At 35.8% G+C, this 16,589-nt stretch carries 13 protein-coding genes; 5 read left to right on the plus strand and 8 right to left on the minus strand.

What is annotated here, in order from left to right; genetic code table 11:
- Window positions 1-6 precede the first annotated feature (6 nt).
- The 3 genes from ACXACQ_RS09085 to ACXACQ_RS09095 all read left to right on the plus strand — a co-directional run bounded on the left by ACXACQ_RS09085 (window position 7) and on the right by ACXACQ_RS09095 (window position 7,516).
- On the plus strand, window positions 7-2,226 hold the full coding sequence (locus ACXACQ_RS09085) for an OmpA family protein (protein WP_474975621.1): 2,220 nt from the start codon (window positions 7-9) through the stop codon (window positions 2,224-2,226).
- A gap of 274 nt (window positions 2,227-2,500) precedes the next feature.
- Complete coding sequence (locus tag ACXACQ_RS09090; protein WP_474975622.1) at window positions 2,501-4,126, plus strand: DUF2341 domain-containing protein; 1,626 nt, start codon at window positions 2,501-2,503, stop codon at window positions 4,124-4,126.
- 156 nt (window positions 4,127-4,282) lie between these two features.
- Entirely contained in the window at window positions 4,283-7,516 is a 3,234-nt protein-coding gene (locus ACXACQ_RS09095) for a T9SS type A sorting domain-containing protein (protein WP_474975623.1), read from the plus strand.
- Between the two features lie 166 nt (window positions 7,517-7,682).
- On the opposite strand, the gene arsB is transcribed toward ACXACQ_RS09095, so the two are convergent.
- From arsB to ACXACQ_RS09115, 4 genes are all read right to left on the minus strand, one after another.
- Complete coding sequence (arsB, locus tag ACXACQ_RS09100; RefSeq protein WP_474975624.1) at window positions 7,683-8,714, minus strand: ACR3 family arsenite efflux transporter; 1,032 nt, start codon at window positions 8,712-8,714, stop codon at window positions 7,683-7,685.
- A gap of 3 nt (window positions 8,715-8,717) precedes the next feature.
- Window positions 8,718-9,335 carry a low molecular weight phosphatase family protein gene (locus ACXACQ_RS09105; RefSeq protein ID WP_474975625.1) on the minus strand — a complete coding sequence of 206 codons (618 nt, stop codon included), beginning with the start codon at window positions 9,333-9,335 and terminating at the stop codon, window positions 8,718-8,720.
- Window positions 9,336-9,375: 40 nt separating this feature from the next.
- Window positions 9,376-9,705, minus strand: coding sequence for an ArsR/SmtB family transcription factor (locus ACXACQ_RS09110; RefSeq protein WP_474975626.1), 330 nt, complete (start codon window positions 9,703-9,705; stop codon window positions 9,376-9,378).
- Window positions 9,706-9,778: 73 nt separating this feature from the next.
- On the minus strand, window positions 9,779-10,813 hold the full coding sequence (locus ACXACQ_RS09115) for an NAD(P)H-dependent flavin oxidoreductase (protein ID WP_474975627.1): 1,035 nt from the start codon (window positions 10,811-10,813) through the stop codon (window positions 9,779-9,781).
- Window positions 10,814-11,076: 263 nt separating this feature from the next.
- Here ACXACQ_RS09115 and ACXACQ_RS09120 point away from each other — a divergent pair, with 263 nt between their 5' ends.
- On the plus strand, window positions 11,077-12,261 hold the full coding sequence (locus ACXACQ_RS09120) for a sensor histidine kinase (RefSeq protein WP_474975628.1): 1,185 nt from the start codon (window positions 11,077-11,079) through the stop codon (window positions 12,259-12,261).
- Window positions 12,262-12,316: 55 nt separating this feature from the next.
- Here ACXACQ_RS09120 and ACXACQ_RS09125 read toward each other — a convergent pair whose 3' ends face one another.
- From ACXACQ_RS09125 to ACXACQ_RS09140, 4 genes are all read right to left on the minus strand, one after another.
- Window positions 12,317-12,697, minus strand: coding sequence for a hypothetical protein (locus ACXACQ_RS09125; protein ID WP_474975629.1), 381 nt, complete (start codon window positions 12,695-12,697; stop codon window positions 12,317-12,319).
- A 169-nt stretch (window positions 12,698-12,866) separates the two neighbouring features.
- Window positions 12,867-13,277 (minus strand): response regulator, encoded by a 411-nt coding sequence (locus ACXACQ_RS09130; protein ID WP_474975630.1) that lies wholly within the window; start codon window positions 13,275-13,277, stop codon window positions 12,867-12,869.
- Window positions 13,274-14,497, minus strand: a complete 1,224-nt coding sequence (locus ACXACQ_RS09135) for a sensor histidine kinase (protein WP_474975631.1) — start codon at window positions 14,495-14,497, stop codon at window positions 13,274-13,276. The genes ACXACQ_RS09130 and ACXACQ_RS09135 overlap by 4 nt, the downstream gene beginning before the upstream one ends.
- 242 nt (window positions 14,498-14,739) lie before the next feature.
- The gene (locus ACXACQ_RS09140) at window positions 14,740-15,096 is read right to left on the minus strand and encodes a winged helix-turn-helix transcriptional regulator (RefSeq protein WP_474975632.1); all 357 of its coding nucleotides are present in this window, start codon (window positions 15,094-15,096) and stop codon (window positions 14,740-14,742) included.
- A gap of 101 nt (window positions 15,097-15,197) precedes the next feature.
- Here ACXACQ_RS09140 and ACXACQ_RS09145 point away from each other — a divergent pair, with 101 nt between their 5' ends.
- Entirely contained in the window at window positions 15,198-16,160 is a 963-nt protein-coding gene (locus tag ACXACQ_RS09145; RefSeq protein ID WP_474975633.1) for an aldo/keto reductase, read from the plus strand.
- Window positions 16,161-16,589 lie beyond the last annotated feature (429 nt).

The raw sequence follows: 16,589 nt of genomic DNA on the forward strand, positions 1-16,589 counted from the left end.
ATTGTTATGAAAAGAAGATTATATAAAAAATTGCTTTTAGGTGCAATCGTATTATTACAGGTTTTGGGTAGTGAGGTTGCAGTAGCTCAAAAGAAAGCTTTAAAAAAAGCAGATAAGCATTATGATAAATTTGAGTATGTACGTGCCATTGCTGAATATCAAAAAGCAGTGGATGATGGTGCTGAAAATGCTGAAATTAAAATTAAGATAGCGCATAGTTATCAGAAGTTAAATGATCAGGTAAATGCTGAAAAATGGTACGCAATGGCGGAAGAGCAGAGCCACGATGTTTTTGCTCCACATGATGAATTAATGTATGCAAACTCTTTAAGCTCGGTTGGTAAGTATGATAAAGCGGAGAAGTATTATAAGCAGTACGAGAGTATGCAGGGTGATGATAAACGTGTGAAGAGTATTATACAGGGCTTGGAGGCTAGAAATGACTTTTATTTAAATGAGAAGTACATTTCTGTAGAAGAGGCTTCTTTTAATTCGGTTCACTCAGATTTTGCTCCGGCATTTTATGAAGGTAATTTGGTTTTTGCATCTGCTCGTAATAATAGGGCGGATGTATATCCATGGGATAATTCAAAATACTTGGACATCTACCAAGTTGACAATGCTTCGGGTGATATTACTTTGTTTAACGATCAAATTAATTCTAAATACCACGAAGGACCAGTTGTTTTTTACGATAACTATCGAAGAGTGATTTTTACACGAAATAATTACGTTAAGGGTAAGTTTGGAGAGAGTAAAAATGGTGTAAATAAATTAAAACTCTATCAGGCCGAAAAAATTGAAGGAGAATGGTCTGATCCTGAGCCACTTTCTTTTAATGATGAAAACTACTCTGTAGGACATCCTGCAATAAGTAGCGATGGGGAGGTGCTCTATTTTGCTAGTGACATGCCAGGGGGGTATGGAGGAGTAGATCTTTATAAAAGTACGTATGCTAATGGAGAGTGGGGGAAACCTGAAAATTTAGGCGATGTTATCAATACTGAAGGTGATGAAATGTTTCCTTTTTTAACGGACAATAATGAATTATACTTTGCCACTAATGGGCATAAAGGACTTGGAGGGTTAGATATATGTGGGGTTAAATTAGATAATGATCATTTATCTGTAATTAACATAGGTAGCCCTATTAATACAAGTAAGGATGATTTTAGCCTTATTCTTAATGATGACATGAGGTCTGGATACTTTTCGTCTAATAGGAAAGATGGTAAAAATAATGATGACATATATTTGTTTACCACAGACAAACCTTTGCTTACTACTTATCGGCTTTTTGGAAAAGTGCTCGCGCAAAATGACCAACAGCCTATTGGCAATGTAAAAGTTTCATTAACGGATGCTGATGGTGCAGTTGTAGATGAGCTTGAGACTAACGAAGATGGAGAATTTACATTCATGGTGGATCCAGATAAAGGTTATTCATTAAAGGCTACGAAAGATGAATATTTTGATGGCTTTGAGGAATTTACCGCGTCCTTTAAAGGCGATGAGACTGAATATGAGAAGAACTTATCTATGGCTAAAGACTATGGCTTTAGCTTGTTGGGTATAGTTACGGATAGTGATAGTAAAGCTGAAATTGAGGATGTACATGTGGTATTGATTGATAATATGACAGGGGAGACAGTCTTAAATACAAAAACTAATTCTCAAGGAAGTTTCCGAAACTCGGTACCGGGTAAGCAATTAAATGATAGGGTTAGTTATCAGGTGAAATTGGAAAAGGAGGGGTATTTAGGTAAATCTTTGATCTATAATGCTGAACTGAAATCTCCGGGAGAGATAAAGCTAAATAGTGCCTTAAATCTTTCGTTGGATAAAATCGCTATAGGAACAGATATAGGTAAATTGATTGATGTTAAGCCAATTTATTTTGATGTTAATAAATCAGTTATTAGGCCTGATGCGGCTAAGGAGCTAGATAAAATTGTGGCTGTAATGAAGGAAAACCCTTCTATAGAAATTGAATTAGCATCACATACCGATAGCCGTGGTAGCGATGAATATAACTTAAAATTATCGGATAAAAGGGCGAAGGCAAGTGCTGCTTATATTGTTTCCAAAGGTATTGATGAAGGCCGTATTCAAGGTATCGGGTATGGAGAGTCAAAATTAGTAAACCGTTGTGGTAATAATGTAAAATGCTCTGAAAATGAGCATCAGCAGAATAGAAGAACTGAGTTTAATATTACTAAGATGTAAATTGGATTAGAATATATTTTACTTGATAAAAAAAGCCGCTTTATGCGGCTTTTTTTATTTCCGTTATTTGGAATACGTTTCTTCATAAAGAGATTTATGATGTAATTTTTTGATGGATTTGTTAATATTTTAATAAGGTGTAACGGCTATGGTTTGTGTAGATTTATCGTTTTAGCAGTTTAAATGGGGCCTTTTTTCGATGGAGTGCTCATATACATGTTTAAACTGGCATTATATTAGAGTAATGTAACGTATAATAATAAACGTAGAAATCATGTACAAAACCACATCTATCATTCTATTATGGTTATTAATTATAAGCTTTTCGCAAGCCTATGCCCAGCCTGCTGGTTATAGCTATGGAAAGGAAATAACTATTCCTCAGGAAAATGTAGCTGGTAACTTAAATGAATTTCCGTTGCTAATTAGTTTAGTTGATAATGATTTGAGATCAACAAGAAGAGGCGGAAATGTATCGAGTATTAACGGATATGATATAATTTTTACGCTTAGCGATGCAAGCACGGTGCTACAGCATCAGATAGAAAAATTTAATGAAGATACAGGTGAATACGTAGCTTGGGTGCAAGTTCCTACACTCAATGGATCAAGTGCGAATCGTATTTTTATGTACTATGGTAATTCATCTGTAGCAGCAAGTGATCCTTCAACTAATTTGGTGTGGGGAAATGACTATAAAAGAGTGCTTCACCTACATGATGACTTTAATGATGGAACTAATAATAATTCTAATGGGACTAATGCTGGGTCTGCGGATGGAACAGGAAAAATAGCCGATGGTCAATTCTTTGATGGTACGGATGATTATATGACTGTAGCAAACACTACCTCTGAATCATTTACTATCTCGGCATGGGTCAATCCTTATTCTCTGGGTAGTAATGCTGATTTTAATGCATTCGGAGGGTCAGGGATTATCTGGTCTGATGTTTCGGCTTGTGCAGATGATATGATACCAATGGCCCTAAATAATGATAGATTTTCATTTGGAGTAGGAAATGCTGGATGTGCATATAATACATTACAAAGTTCAAGTGTGGCAACAGTTTCGAACTGGTATTATGTAGTAGTGACTAGAGATGCCTCCACAGGAGAAATGAACATGTATATGGATGGGGTAAATGTTGGTAATATTAATGGAGTCACAGGAAACCTTTCTGGTAATGGCAATATTTTCTTAGGCTCTAACCCATTAGATGGAAGATATTTCCATGGTATGTTAGATGAGGTGCGATTTTTATCTACCGTAAGGTCTGAAGAATGGATTTCAACAGAGTATAATAATCAATCATCTCCAGGATCATTTTATACCATTGGGAGTCAGGTTCCAGCTTCAGATTTACAAGGAGTATTACCCGTTACCTTCGGTGAATTTGGCATAAAAATAGAAGAAAATGCTGTTTCTGTGAGCTGGACTACACTCTCAGAATTAAATAACGATTATTTTGAAATAGAAAGGAAATCTCCCAATGGAGAATGGGAGACTGTAGGAAGAGTAGAAGGGAATTTCAATAGCAATCAGGTTATTAAATATAGTTGGATAGACTACCAGCCGTTGAACAACTTGGCATATTATAGAATAAAGCAAGTAGATTATGATGGTGCATTTGAATATGGAAGAGCATTATCTATCAATTTTAGAAAAGAAGCTGCAATGGAGAAGTTAACGGTATACCCAAATCCTACTCAGGGTGTGATGCACGTGAGGGGTATGGGAGCAGAGAAGATAAGCATATTTTCATACAGAGGAGAAAGCATGCAAGGAATGTTTGAATTGAATTTTGATGGGCAAAGTTGGACTGTGGATGTGAGTAAATTGGAGTCGGGGCTTTATACATTGATCTGTGATGGTGAAATAGTGAAATTTTACAAAAGATAATTATTTAAGGAGTTTGCAACTTCTTTATAATGAATAAGTTTAATTGCAAAATGGGGCTAAAATGTTGATCGGGAATATTCAGTAGTTGGTCGATCTTAATTATTGTTCTGATTAAAATTTAGCTCCTTGCCTCTATACAATTAATAAAACAAAGGTATGAGGCACATCTTAACAATTTTTTTCTGTTTCTCTCTTTCTACTTCATTTGCTCAGGAAGTAATTTTATTTGAGAATTTTGAGGGTGCACTAACAGGGTGGACTAAATCTATTACTGAAGGAGTACCCGATAATGAATGGTTTTTATTGCCATATAACAGCCCGTTTACTGCTGGGGGGCTTAGCTTAGGAGTAGACACAGGAGCAGGTACAAATACATATAATAATGAAACTTCAGACCATAGCGTATGGGTAAAGCCTAATTGGCCGGCTGTAGCTACTGATAAAGAAATCGTAATTCAATTTGACGGTTATTCTGATGGAGAATTGGTAGGAAATTTTGATTTGCTTACCATTTATTTGGCAGACATCCCAGATGGTGTTCTGGCTACAGATGCTAATTTGGACGCCTCCAACTCCATGGCCATTGGTTATTTGTACGATATAGATACATGGGGGCGTTTTGCCATAACATTGAATGCTTCACAGTTGAATTTCATTCAAAATGCAATCAATGGGGCTACATTATCATTCAACTGGATTAATGATAATGATGGTAATTTGGATCAACCACCAGGTAATATTGATAATGTTTTAATTACATGGCAATATTCAAGTAAACCTCCTTTGGCAGGAGATTATTCCATTGGCCTTAAAAACGGTGAGCAGTTCCCTACACTTACCAGTGCTATCAATTATTTAAATAATTATGGACAAAGTAATGATGTTAATTTTTACTTGTCAGATGAGCTTTATAATAAAGACTTTGAAACGTTTCCTATTATTTTAGGAGATGGATCCACTACACCTTATACAGGTATGGGCACATATAATCTTACTATAAAACCAGACCCTGGTACTGGGGCAACTCCTACTATTGTTGGTACTAATTTCTTTGTTCCTAATGTAGGAACGGTGACATTCCGGGGGGTGAGTAATATTACTATAGATGGGGCGAATACTATTGGAGGCGTAAGCCAGGATTTAAGCATTATAAGTAACAATAATGCTGATGATTTTGTGATGCCACTATTTATTGCAGGTGAAAATGAAACGGACGTAGTACAAGATATAACAATTAGGAATACTAATTTTTCTACGAATAGTCAGGATAAGGGGTATGGTTTAGTTGCGGGTTTATTTAGCGCTGAGACTACCAACACGCACTTTGAGTCAGAGGCTCTTTTTAATAATATTACCATAGATAATAATCATTTTGAATCTGTGTTGGAGGCAATTCACATAGATGGAGTGGACCGCTCTTTAACAGGTTTTAATGCAGGAAGCTTGGCATCCAATATTACTATTACAGGTAATAACTTAGTTTCACCAAACACTACTGACTGGATTAGAGAATATGGAATACACTTGCTAGGTGTAGATGTAGGAGAGGTGAGCAACAATCAAATAGGAGATTTTGACCAAACAGATTTAAATGCAGATGCTGGTTTGGTTATAGATAAAAACTGTAAGAATTTAAATGTTTTCAAGAATGAGATTTTTAATATGGGATTTGACGGTAACACCACCTCTAATCTTAGTGCTCATGCTATTAATCTCTACTCAGGGCTTTCTAATTGTAATATATCCATAAGTAATAACGTGATTAGGGGTATTAGTGGAAACGGAGCGAGTTCTACCGCTAATGCAGGTTTTTTAAATCCCGTAGCGATTTTTGTGGGCTTGGGAGGCGAAGCAGGACTTTTGCAGCTCTATAATCAGTCTGGTATATCCATATATAATAACAGCATCTATATGTCTGGCAATGAAATGGATTTCACTACTTCAGTATCTATGGGTATAGCAGTAGCGGCCAATTCTACAGATGTAAACTTCCAAAATAATATTATAAAAAATGATTTGGGAGGGGACAATAGCCTTGCAGGTAAAGCTTCGGCCTTGGCTATATTTATTGAAAATGATGGCAGTCAGCTTACTACTTTAAATTATAATGGTTACCATGTAGATGCAGAAGAATCGCACACTAATAATTACATAGGACTTGTAGGAAGTCTAGCTGACCTTTTGACTAATGCTAACACGCAAATGTATAATTGGAGATTGGCTACAGGTAAAGAATTGCGTTCGATACATGCTAACCCTGGCTTTACTTCAGCTACTTATCTAAAGCCAGATAATACTAATGCCAATAGCTGGAATGTAAGTGGCATGGGAGTACACTTGGCCGGAATTGTGGATGACATTGAAGGGGTGTTGCGCCCGGTAGATGCTACTGAAGGAGCACCGGATATAGGAGCTTATGAATTTGATACTGACCTTGTGGCTTCAACACCAATATCAATAGTAATCAATGGTCCATTTGTGGCAGGCGTAGAATATGTTATTAATGTTAACGAATTGGAGCGGGCTAGTATTACTTTTGATGGTAGCTCTGATATTCCTACTTCCATAACTTTTACATATTATTCAGGACACTGGCCCGAAGATCCTTTGACTTACAACATTGCTAATAATTATTTTGATGTAGAATTTAATGGCCAGCCAGAGGATGTTTATCTTTTTGATATTGATGCTAAATATGATGACCCTGGATTAGGAACTTTATTACTTACAGATCCAGATGTCCATTTGGCTTTAGATGATACAGGAAACGGGGAGTATAAAGCGCTAAATACTGCAGTAAGTATTGCTGATAAGTCTTTTGATGCCACTGGTGTGAGAAAAGGAGGAAGGTATGTGATGACCAGTGGTAGCACTCCTTTACCTATAGTATTATACTCATTCACTGGAGAAGCAAAGGATAATTACAATAACTTAAGGTGGGAAACTCTGGTGGAGGTTAATAATGATAAGTTTTTGATAGAGAAAAGTACAAATGGGCAAGACTGGGTGAAGTGGAGAACCGTTGATGGGGCGGGTGATTCAAAAGTGAATCGTACATATGAGTTAAATGATTTTGCTTATGCCGCAAAACAGTATTACAGATTGAATCAGATAGATTTTGATGGGACCCTGACTGTTTTAGAAACTGTGATGGTGGTAAATTATAAGCAAGAAGAGGTGTTTATTTATCCAAACCCAGTGAAACACAAATGTTATGTTACAACTAATAATGGATTAGAAGGGGTTGAGTATAAATTGTATTCACTAAATAACGAATTGGTGAAGTCAGGTAGGATTGGAGAAGACTCATCTATAGATATGTATTCAGTTGCTAAAGGGATATATATTTTAGAGGTGGGTATAGTTAAGATGAAAGTTATTAAAGAGTAGTTAGTTTTGTATTTATAAAGGCCGCACGAGTTTTCGTGTGGCCTTTTGTGTTCATGCGTATTTGTATGTAATTACTTGATTATGATCAATGAAGGCTTTTATTGTCAGCCTTCATTGAAGGCGTAATGTGCAGTGTTATTCGTTACGATCACTTATAAAATATGCGTTAGAAGTATTTGTTTTTTAGCCAAAATGAAACTTTAACGAGCAGGATGAGTGCCGGAACTTCTACCAAAGGGCCGATAACACCTGCAAATGCTTGACCAGAGTTTATTCCAAAAATGGCTATGGCAACTGCTATTGCTAATTCAAAATTATTGCCAGCGGCAGTAAATGCTACTGATGCTGTTTTGCTATAATCGGCTTTCATTGCTTTGGTTATGAAAAAACCTATCAAAAACATTGTAATGAAATAGATTAATAATGGGATGGCGATAGTTACTACATCCATAGGTATTTCTATAATCAATTCGCCCTTTAATGAGAACATGATTACAATGGTGAGTAGTAAAGCTATTAATGTTATAGGAGAGATTGCAGGAATGTATACTTTGTTATACCATGCTTCACCTTTAAGTTTTACAAGAATTAACCGGCTGAAGATTCCTAATAAAAAAGGAGTGCCTAGATATATAAAAACACTTTCGGCAATTGTTTCTATGGAGATATTTACGGCAGTAGATTCAAAACTGAATAATGGGGGTAGTTTGGTTATAAACAACCAGGCATAGAAGCTATAGGCAAATACTTGGAACACACTATTTAAAGCTACTAATCCAGCACCATATTCGTTACTCCCTTCAGCCAAATCGTTCCAAACCAGCACCATGGCAATGCAGCGGGCTAAGCCAATTAAAATTAAGCCAATCATGTATTGGGGGTGGTGATGCAAAAAGATTATAGCCAGAGCGAACATCAGAATTGGGCCAATGATCCAGTTGAGTAGCAATGAAATGGAAAGGAGTTTAATATTTTTAAATACTTTCGGTAACAAGGTATAATTAGCCTTCGCTAATGGAGGGTACATCATTAAAATCAATCCTATAGCAATAGGGATATTGGTTGTTCCTGAGCTTAAAGAGTTAACGAAATCAGGGAATTTGGGGATAAAATAGCCGATGCTAATACCAATGGCCATGGCTATAAAAATCCACAACGATAAATTTTTATCCAGAAAGCTAAGTCTTTTTGTTGTCATGGCTTATAAAGCGATTTTTGAGAATACATAAAACATCTCTGTAGCAATTTGTAAATTCCTTTCTTTGTATTTTTCTGCTTGTTGAGGGCTATTATCAAATGCCTTAGGATCTTCAAAAGTTATGGGTATACGTTCTGTTGCGCCAGCAATAAATGGGCAGGTTTCATTGGCTGAGTCACAGGTCATAATGGCGCAGAAATCTGATTTTGGGTTGAATTCATTCTCCAGTGTTTTTGAAAAACCTATGATTGGGGCTTCATTGTCTGTGTATTTGATGCTATAAACAGTGTTTTCTACCTGAGCAATGGTGTTTATTTCAAACCCAACGTTATTCAAAGTTTGTATTATCATAGGATAAAGCGCAGTGGCCTCTGTACCTCCCGAATAACAAAAAACGTTTTTTATGCCAAAGTGGAAGGCCATGGTTTGTGCCCAAACCTGAGCTAAATGGCTTCTTCTTGAATTGTGAGTGCAAATAAAATTTAGACGTATAGGTGACTGAGATTCTCTATTTGCTTGGATATATAGAATAAGAGGGGTTAATATTTTCTTTCTCTCTGCCGAAATGGAAGTTGAGTCAATACCCGATATGAATTGCTTTAGTTTAGGAAATGTATTCATTGTTATATTGCGATTATACGATTAATGAAGTTAAATTTTTTTAACAGCAATCGCTGTTAGAAAAATCTTGATTTAGAAAATTAGTCATTTGGTTTCTCATCTTATTCCAATTGTGTTCATCTATACAATAACACACTGTGGTACCTTCAATGCTTCCTTTAATAAGCCCTAAGTTTTTCAGCTCTTTAAGGTGCTGTGATATCGTAGATTGTGCTAAACCTATTTCTTTTACTAAGTCGCCACAAACACAGGCATTTAAGTTGAATAAATGTTGAATAATTGCTACTCTGGCAGGGTGTGAAAATGCTTTAGCAAAAAGGGCAATTTCATTTTGCTGTTCGTTAAATATCTGTGTTTTGGATGATCCCATATGTTTTTTCGTTATCGTAATATTACGATTAATTATTGGTTTGACAAAAAAATAATTCTTGTTAAGGGCACAGCTATATAAGTGCGGTTAGAATTTTGGCAGTGGATTCAACGCTGAAGCTGTTAATGGATTGGCCTACCCATAAACTTAGCCATTCGGTATCCATTTTTTTCTTTGCTTCATCTCTAAAAGGCTTGGTTAACTTGTTTTGGTAAGGATAAGGCAGTGTGTATTCACTGTTTTCAAAAAGCGCTATAAATTTATTGTTTAAACCTCTTGCATACCGACCTGAAAAACTATTAGTAAGAATAATTTCATCTTCCTGTATTCTCTTTATCCTTTCTTTTTGGAAAGTCTGCAATGCACTCTCTTCAGAGCATAGTAAAAGGCTTCCCACTTGAAAACCCTCTGCTCCGAGTAGTGCTAATGCGTCTATTGAGGCTTTGCTTGTTATTCCTCCTGCATATATCAATGGAGTCTTAATAGTATGTTTTACATTATGGAGTAGCGAAAACCCTGAAAATAGAGGAATATCGCTTTCCTCAAATGTGCCTCTATGGCCACCTGCTTCTAAACCTTGTACACAAATAATGTCAATTCCAGAATTTTCTAATTCAACAGCTTCTGCAACGGAATTACATGTTCCTATTAAGGTGATATTATGGTTATGCAGCAGTTCAATGCTATCATTATCCAGATTGCCGAAAGTAAAACTTAATATTTTGCACTTTTCTTCAATAATTGCTTCAAGTTGATCTTTATATCCTTTAGGCTTTATTTCATCAATTTCAGGCAGCAGTACATCATAATTTAATTCTTTTGACAGAGCATATAAGTGATTTTTTACTCTGTTGTACTTTTCTCTAAGCTGCTCCGTAATAGCCGGGATTTTATTGGTAAATATGTTAACAGCAAAAGGCTTATTAGTTAGTTTTTTGGTTTCCCTTATTTTTTGCGCGCACAATGCTGAGTTTAAATCTCCGAGAGGTAAAGAGCCGAGGCAGTTGGCCTGAGCAGCAGCAGCTACCATTTCTGGTGTTGCTACGCCAAGCATTGGGGCTTGAATAATTGGATGCTTAATGCCTAATTTGCTTACAAGTCTATTCATCTATAATGTTTACGCTATATTTAAAGAAGCTGTTGCTTTGTATAGTCATACTACTGAAGTAAACGTAACACATCTCATTCGGTTAAAATATACTGTAGGTTTTCATTTCGTAATAAATATTTATCCATATGTTATTCTTGTTTTATGGCTATGATTTGGTGTATAGTGTTGTTTTTTAGTGGATTGTGTGCTTGGCTTGCCATATGCTTTTAGAAAATTCTGTCAGAATTTTTAGATTTGTAGTTAATTCGATTTACTAAGTGATGTTAGAGAGCACAGAAAGGCAGCGACTCGATGCCTTAAAAAGTTATAATATTCTTGATTCTATTACAGAGAGTGATTATGACAATATCACATATCTGGCTTCTTCAATTTGTAAAACTCCTATTGCCCTTATTTCATTTGTAGATAAAGATCGGCAATGGTTTAAGGCTAAAGTGGGGTTGCGTGCAAATCAAACTCCAAGAGAATGGTCGTTTTGCGCGCATGCTATTGAATATCAAGAAGAGATTTTTGTAGTTGAAGATTCGCGCATGGACGACCGGTTTAAAAATAACCCATTAGTTACTGGAGACCCAAATATAGTATTTTATGCAGGGGTGCCTTTAATTACAGATAAGGGGTATGGACTTGGTACTGTATGTATTATTGATACTGTAGCTCGGCAAATCACTAATGAACAAAAAGAGGCTCTTAAAATCCTATCCAGAAATGTAATTAACCTTTTAGAGTTAAGAAAATCTAATAGTGAATTGCAGGAGGTGAAAAAACAACTTGAAATTAAAAACGGTGATCTGGAGCGCTTTGCTGCAATGGTTTCTCATGATATCAAGTCTCCGTTAACTTCTATTCAGCTTTGCAATGATATGCTAAAAGATAGTGAAGCTTTGCCGAATAAGGAAAAAGAGTTGATAGATGTTAGTAATTCAGCAGCCAACAGAATAAAGTCATTAGTAGATGGTATTCTTGAATATTCTAAGGCTGATGACAAGTCTATATACAATCAGGAAATAAAACTTTCTGAATTCTTTGCCGAATTAGAAAGATCGGTTATCACAGATAAATCATTGTCTTTCGAGTTTAATTGTGAATGTGATCAAATTAAATTTAATCGAACTAAGCTGCATCAGATTTTCTTAAACCTGATCAATAATAGTGTGCGGTATAATGATAAAGAGCAGATTTTTATTACCATAACAAGTTCTGAGGATTTGGACTTTTATTATTTCCAATTAACGGACAACGGCTGTGGAATAGCTGAAGGTGATTTAAAGTGTATTTTTAATACATTTACATCAAAAATAGACCGGTTTGGTATTGAGGGGACGGGTTTTGGTTTACCCACCATAAAAAAAATTATAGAGCATGCTGGAGGTGATATAACCGTTGATTCGCAACAGGGTAAATGGACACGGTTTTATTTTTCCATAAAAAAGAATCTTTTATAATACCGAGTGTATTTAGTTGAAGCGTTTGAATGCAGCTGAAAAAAAATGGAGCTTTTTATGCGCTGGTCTCTGAATATTCATAAACAATCAGTTTATCAAAAATATCCATAGCTTTAAAAATTTCTTCTTGTTTGCAGCACGTAAAACCAATGATTTTGGAATCATTCAGTAGGTGCTGGTTAGTAATTATGCTAATGTTTTCTTCAAAATCATTATAATTATTGTTAAGGTCTATCAATAATAAATCAGGCGTGCCCTGATAAAGGAAATATTGACTGTTAAGTTTTTTCTGAAGGTATGGCAAAGTATTAACAATAATAATTTCTGACGTATTGTTAATATTAGCTACAAGCAATGAAGTAGTGTATATCCATTGAGGGTCTTTCCCAACCATAAAAACTCTTGGTTTTGTTAATTTGTCTAAAAACTTCTCCATACCCATGTTTTTTTACTCTTTTGGAAGTCATAAACTATGCCATGTGGCCATATGGAAAGTATTGGTGATTTAGAACGTGTTTCATTTCCAATAGGTAGAATGTTTCTACTGTGTGGAGCTCAATTAAATAAAGATTAGCGCATTATACTTTAAGGCTAAAAGGCATAGATCAGCTTTCTATGAAATGTTTAAGTATTATTTCGCTTAGCACATCAGTAGTCAATGGTTTACTAAAAAAGCCCACGTTGGGCATTATGCTTTTTGCTTTTTCTCTGTGTTCTTTATTTCTAGCTGTAGTCAACATTACTATCAAAGTTTTAACCTGCTGTTCTTGTCCTAGTTTTTTGTACTCTTCTAAAAACTCCCAGCCATTCATTCCGGGCATGTTGATGTCTAAGAAAAGTAACTCAGGGCGAGGGGGATTAGTCTCAGGGGATTGACTCAGGTATTTTAAAGCTTCTTCTGCTGACTGCATAACTATCACGGTTTCCACTTTTCCAGACTTTTCTATGGTTCTTTTGTGAAAATAATTGTCATATTCATTATCATCAATTAGCATCACGCAACTTAATTTATTCATAAGGGTAATGGTTGTTTTGAAATAGTAAAATGAAAGGTGCTACCCTGATCAGGTTCTGATTCCACCCAAATATTTCCTTTGTGCATTTCTACTATCTTTTTGCAATTAGCCAGACCTATTCCGGAGCCTTGATAGATCTTTTCAGAATGAAGTCTTTGAAAGATATTGAAAATGCGATCACGATCTTTTGGGGCAATACCAATTCCATTATCAGAAATAGAAAACTGATAATAATCTTCCAATTCAGAACAGCTAACCCTGACTTTGGCAGTGTGCCCTTTCTTTTGAAATTTAATGGCATTGGTTATTAAGTTCTGAAAAATTTGTCGCAACTCAGTTTTATAAGCCCATATAACAGGTAGCTGGTCGATCGACAACTGAGCCGATTTTGTCTGTATTAACTGATGTAAATCTTCCATTACATCAATGAGCATTTTTTCACAATCAACAGCTACCAGCTGTCTGTTATTTCCTAGTTTGGAAAAGTCTAGCAGCGCAAAAATAAGCTTTCTCATTCTCTCTGTAGATTTACTAATGGCTTCTAGGTACATTACCGCTTCCTCAGGCAAATCACTCTGATAGTCTTCCTGAATTAGTTGAATGAAATTGGTAATAGTACGCAGGGGCTCTTGTAAGTCATGTGAAGAAATATAAGCGAATTGTTCCAATTCTTTGTTCTTACGCTCTAGTTCTATCGTTCGTTCCTGGACTCTGATCTCCAGATTTTTGTTGATATCGGCCAGCTCTTTTTTAGATTGCTCCAGTGCAGAGGTTCGTTGAGCTACAATACTTTCAAGCGTTTTATTTATTTCGGCAAGTTCTTTTCTTGATTGTTCTAGCTCGGTGACATTTCGAAGCATTACATATACATAGTTATCTTGGATGTGATGTACAGAACATTCATAGGTACCAGCAACCTCAGAGTTGGAATACTGCACCATGCCTAAATTCATACTTCCACCATTTACCGATATATCCCTGTAAGTTTCAATTACCTTTAGGCCAGTATCGTGTTCAAATGCTTCTGGCGCTACATTAATAATATAATTGCCAAAAACCTCTTCTTTTTCCTTTCTCATTTCCTGAAGTATAATCTTGTTCATGAAGATATACTTCACACTTTTTAAATCAGTGGGATCTGGTACTTGAAAAATTCCAATACCAATTGGTAAATCATCTAACAGTTTGGTGAGTATTTCAGAATTTAACTGTTCAATCATTTCAAAGTTTGGCTAGACTAACTTATAATGAAAATACTAAAATATCTGCATAAAATAAAACATGAGTGCTGTTTACTCTATAGTTTTAGGAATGTAATTATTGTTTAGATCAATCTTGCCCGAATGATTGTAAGGTGCTGATATAGAGTTGTTTTTTGTGATGATTCTCGTAAGCAGAAGTGTAAGCCTTTGCAGTAATTAGGATGAATTAGGCTTATGTTTTGTTATTAAGGTTTATGTGTTTACTCTATTTGAGGCAATATTACCTTCTCCAATTCTTCTCGATTTTCTTCACCCCACTGAGCGGTAGATTTAATAATTGGAATGAGAGACTTCCCTAATGGCGTTAAGGCGTATTCTACTTTAGGAGGTTTTTCTTCATAAATCGTTTTTGAAAGAATTTTATGCTGTACCAGCTGCTTTAACTGTGTTTCTAACACTCGCCTAGATGCATTTGGTATTTTTCTTTGTAATTCACCGGGACGTATAATGCCATTATACACGCACCAAACTAGATTGATTTTCCATTTTCCACTCAATACCTCCATAAATAAGTGAAGGCCACATTCGGCTGTTATTGGTGTTTTTCGAGTATACATAATATTACAATATTCGGATGTTAAAACATGATACGGACAAATTTATCCGTACTTGACGTGCAGTGTTATTGAGGTTAGGTTTGTCTCAAAATTAAAATTTTATGATGAGATATAAGTTATTTGGGGCTAATACAGGGTTGTATGCAAGTGAAGTTACTTTAGGTGCCGCCAATTTTGGTACTAGAAAAGGATATGGAGCTACACCAGAAGAGGCCAATAAAATACTTGCTGCTTATGAAAATGCGGGAGGAAATTTTATTGATGTATCTGACCTTTATCAGTTTGGTGAAGCGGAAGAAATTGTGGGCGATTTTTTAGGCAACAAGCGTAAGAATTTCATCATCTGTTCTAAATATACTAAAAGCAGTGAAGTTAATCCGGCTAAAAGCAATTATGGAAATCATCGTAAGTCCATGAAACAGGCAGTAGATGCCAGTTTGAAGCGTTTGAAAACTGATTATATTGATATTTATATGCCCCATTTTGATGATGGTGTAACTCCTATGGAAGAGATTGTTAGAGGATTGGAGGGGTTAGTGCAAGAGGGCAAAGTTCTTTATACAGGGTTAACGAATTTTCCTGCTTGGAAAGTGGCTTCTATTGCAAGCATTACAAATTTAACCGCACTGCAAATAGAATATAATTTGGTGCAACGCACAGCCGATCGGGAGTTTTTTCCTATGGCGAAAGAGTTTGGGTTAGGGACTATGGTTTATTCACCTTTAGCCGGAGGACTATTAACAGGAAAATATAGAAATGGAGATTCTGGCCGTTTGACTTTGGGTGGTAATACTGCATATACTGAAGATGAGAAGACAAAAGCAATTATTGATCAGCTTGTTGTTATAGCAGAAGAGCTAAAGGCTACTGCCGGGCAAGTTGCATTTGCTTGGGTGTTATCCAAAGGTGCTTTTCCTTTGATAGGTGCCCGTAAGCTTGCGCATTTTGAAGATGCTATGCAGGCTGTAAATCTTCAACTTACTGATGAACACCTGGCATCATTAGATAAACTGAGTTCCATCTCTCTAGGGTATCCGCATGATTTACTTGCCATGGTGAGGTAAATGTGTGAGTTGGTCAACATTAGAACGCTATCAATAACGGAGATGTTTCAGCGCAAGCACGTCTCTTGAATGGGTGTTGTATTTCGAAATATTAGCTAGGCACAAGCTAGATGACCGTGAGGCGTACCGTGGTTATAGGCTAACGTTTCGCCTCACGATCGTAAGTAGTTTTACTTTTCAATTTCTTTTAATAATCGGCTTATTTCTATCGTTAATTTATTGATTCTACCCTCATTCTTTTCTAAATATCGACTTCCCATATATTTACTTTCTTTTATGATAAATGGAATTTCATTAATTCGGTAAACAAAATTATTTTCTGTTGAGGGAATTTCTTGAGTTAGATTTAATTCGTTGAAATTCTCGTGTATAAGTTGACTTGCAAATGAATTTGAAATTATTACAACTTTAGGGTTAATTGATTTTAAA

The organism is Fulvivirga sp. AWR4_260 (genome assembly GCF_056158185.1).

What these genes read in the sequence shown, in the direction of transcription:
- ACXACQ_RS09105 (WP_474975625.1), bottom strand. Translation starts at nt 9,335, where the DNA reads ATGAATACATTTCCTAAACTAAAGCAATTCATATCGGGTATTGACTCA.
- ACXACQ_RS09120 (WP_474975628.1), top strand. Translation starts at nt 11,077, where the DNA reads ATGTTAGAGAGCACAGAAAGGCAGCGACTCGATGCCTTAAAAAGTTAT.
- ACXACQ_RS09130 (WP_474975630.1), bottom strand. Translation starts at nt 13,277, where the DNA reads ATGAATAAATTAAGTTGCGTGATGCTAATTGATGATAATGAATATGAC.
- ACXACQ_RS09140 (WP_474975632.1), bottom strand. Translation starts at nt 15,096, where the DNA reads ATGTATACTCGAAAAACACCAATAACAGCCGAATGTGGCCTTCACTTA.
- ACXACQ_RS09085 (WP_474975621.1), top strand. Translation starts at nt 7, where the DNA reads ATGAAAAGAAGATTATATAAAAAATTGCTTTTAGGTGCAATCGTATTA.
- arsB (WP_474975624.1), bottom strand. Translation starts at nt 8,714, where the DNA reads ATGACAACAAAAAGACTTAGCTTTCTGGATAAAAATTTATCGTTGTGG.
- ACXACQ_RS09110 (WP_474975626.1), bottom strand. Translation starts at nt 9,705, where the DNA reads ATGGGATCATCCAAAACACAGATATTTAACGAACAGCAAAATGAAATT.
- ACXACQ_RS09095 (WP_474975623.1), top strand. Translation starts at nt 4,283, where the DNA reads ATGAGGCACATCTTAACAATTTTTTTCTGTTTCTCTCTTTCTACTTCA.
- ACXACQ_RS09090 (WP_474975622.1), top strand. Translation starts at nt 2,501, where the DNA reads ATGTACAAAACCACATCTATCATTCTATTATGGTTATTAATTATAAGC.
- ACXACQ_RS09145 (WP_474975633.1), top strand. Translation starts at nt 15,198, where the DNA reads ATGATGAGATATAAGTTATTTGGGGCTAATACAGGGTTGTATGCAAGT.
- ACXACQ_RS09125 (WP_474975629.1), bottom strand. Translation starts at nt 12,697, where the DNA reads ATGGAGAAGTTTTTAGACAAATTAACAAAACCAAGAGTTTTTATGGTT.
- ACXACQ_RS09135 (WP_474975631.1), bottom strand. Translation starts at nt 14,497, where the DNA reads ATGATTGAACAGTTAAATTCTGAAATACTCACCAAACTGTTAGATGAT.
- ACXACQ_RS09115 (WP_474975627.1), bottom strand. Translation starts at nt 10,813, where the DNA reads ATGAATAGACTTGTAAGCAAATTAGGCATTAAGCATCCAATTATTCAA.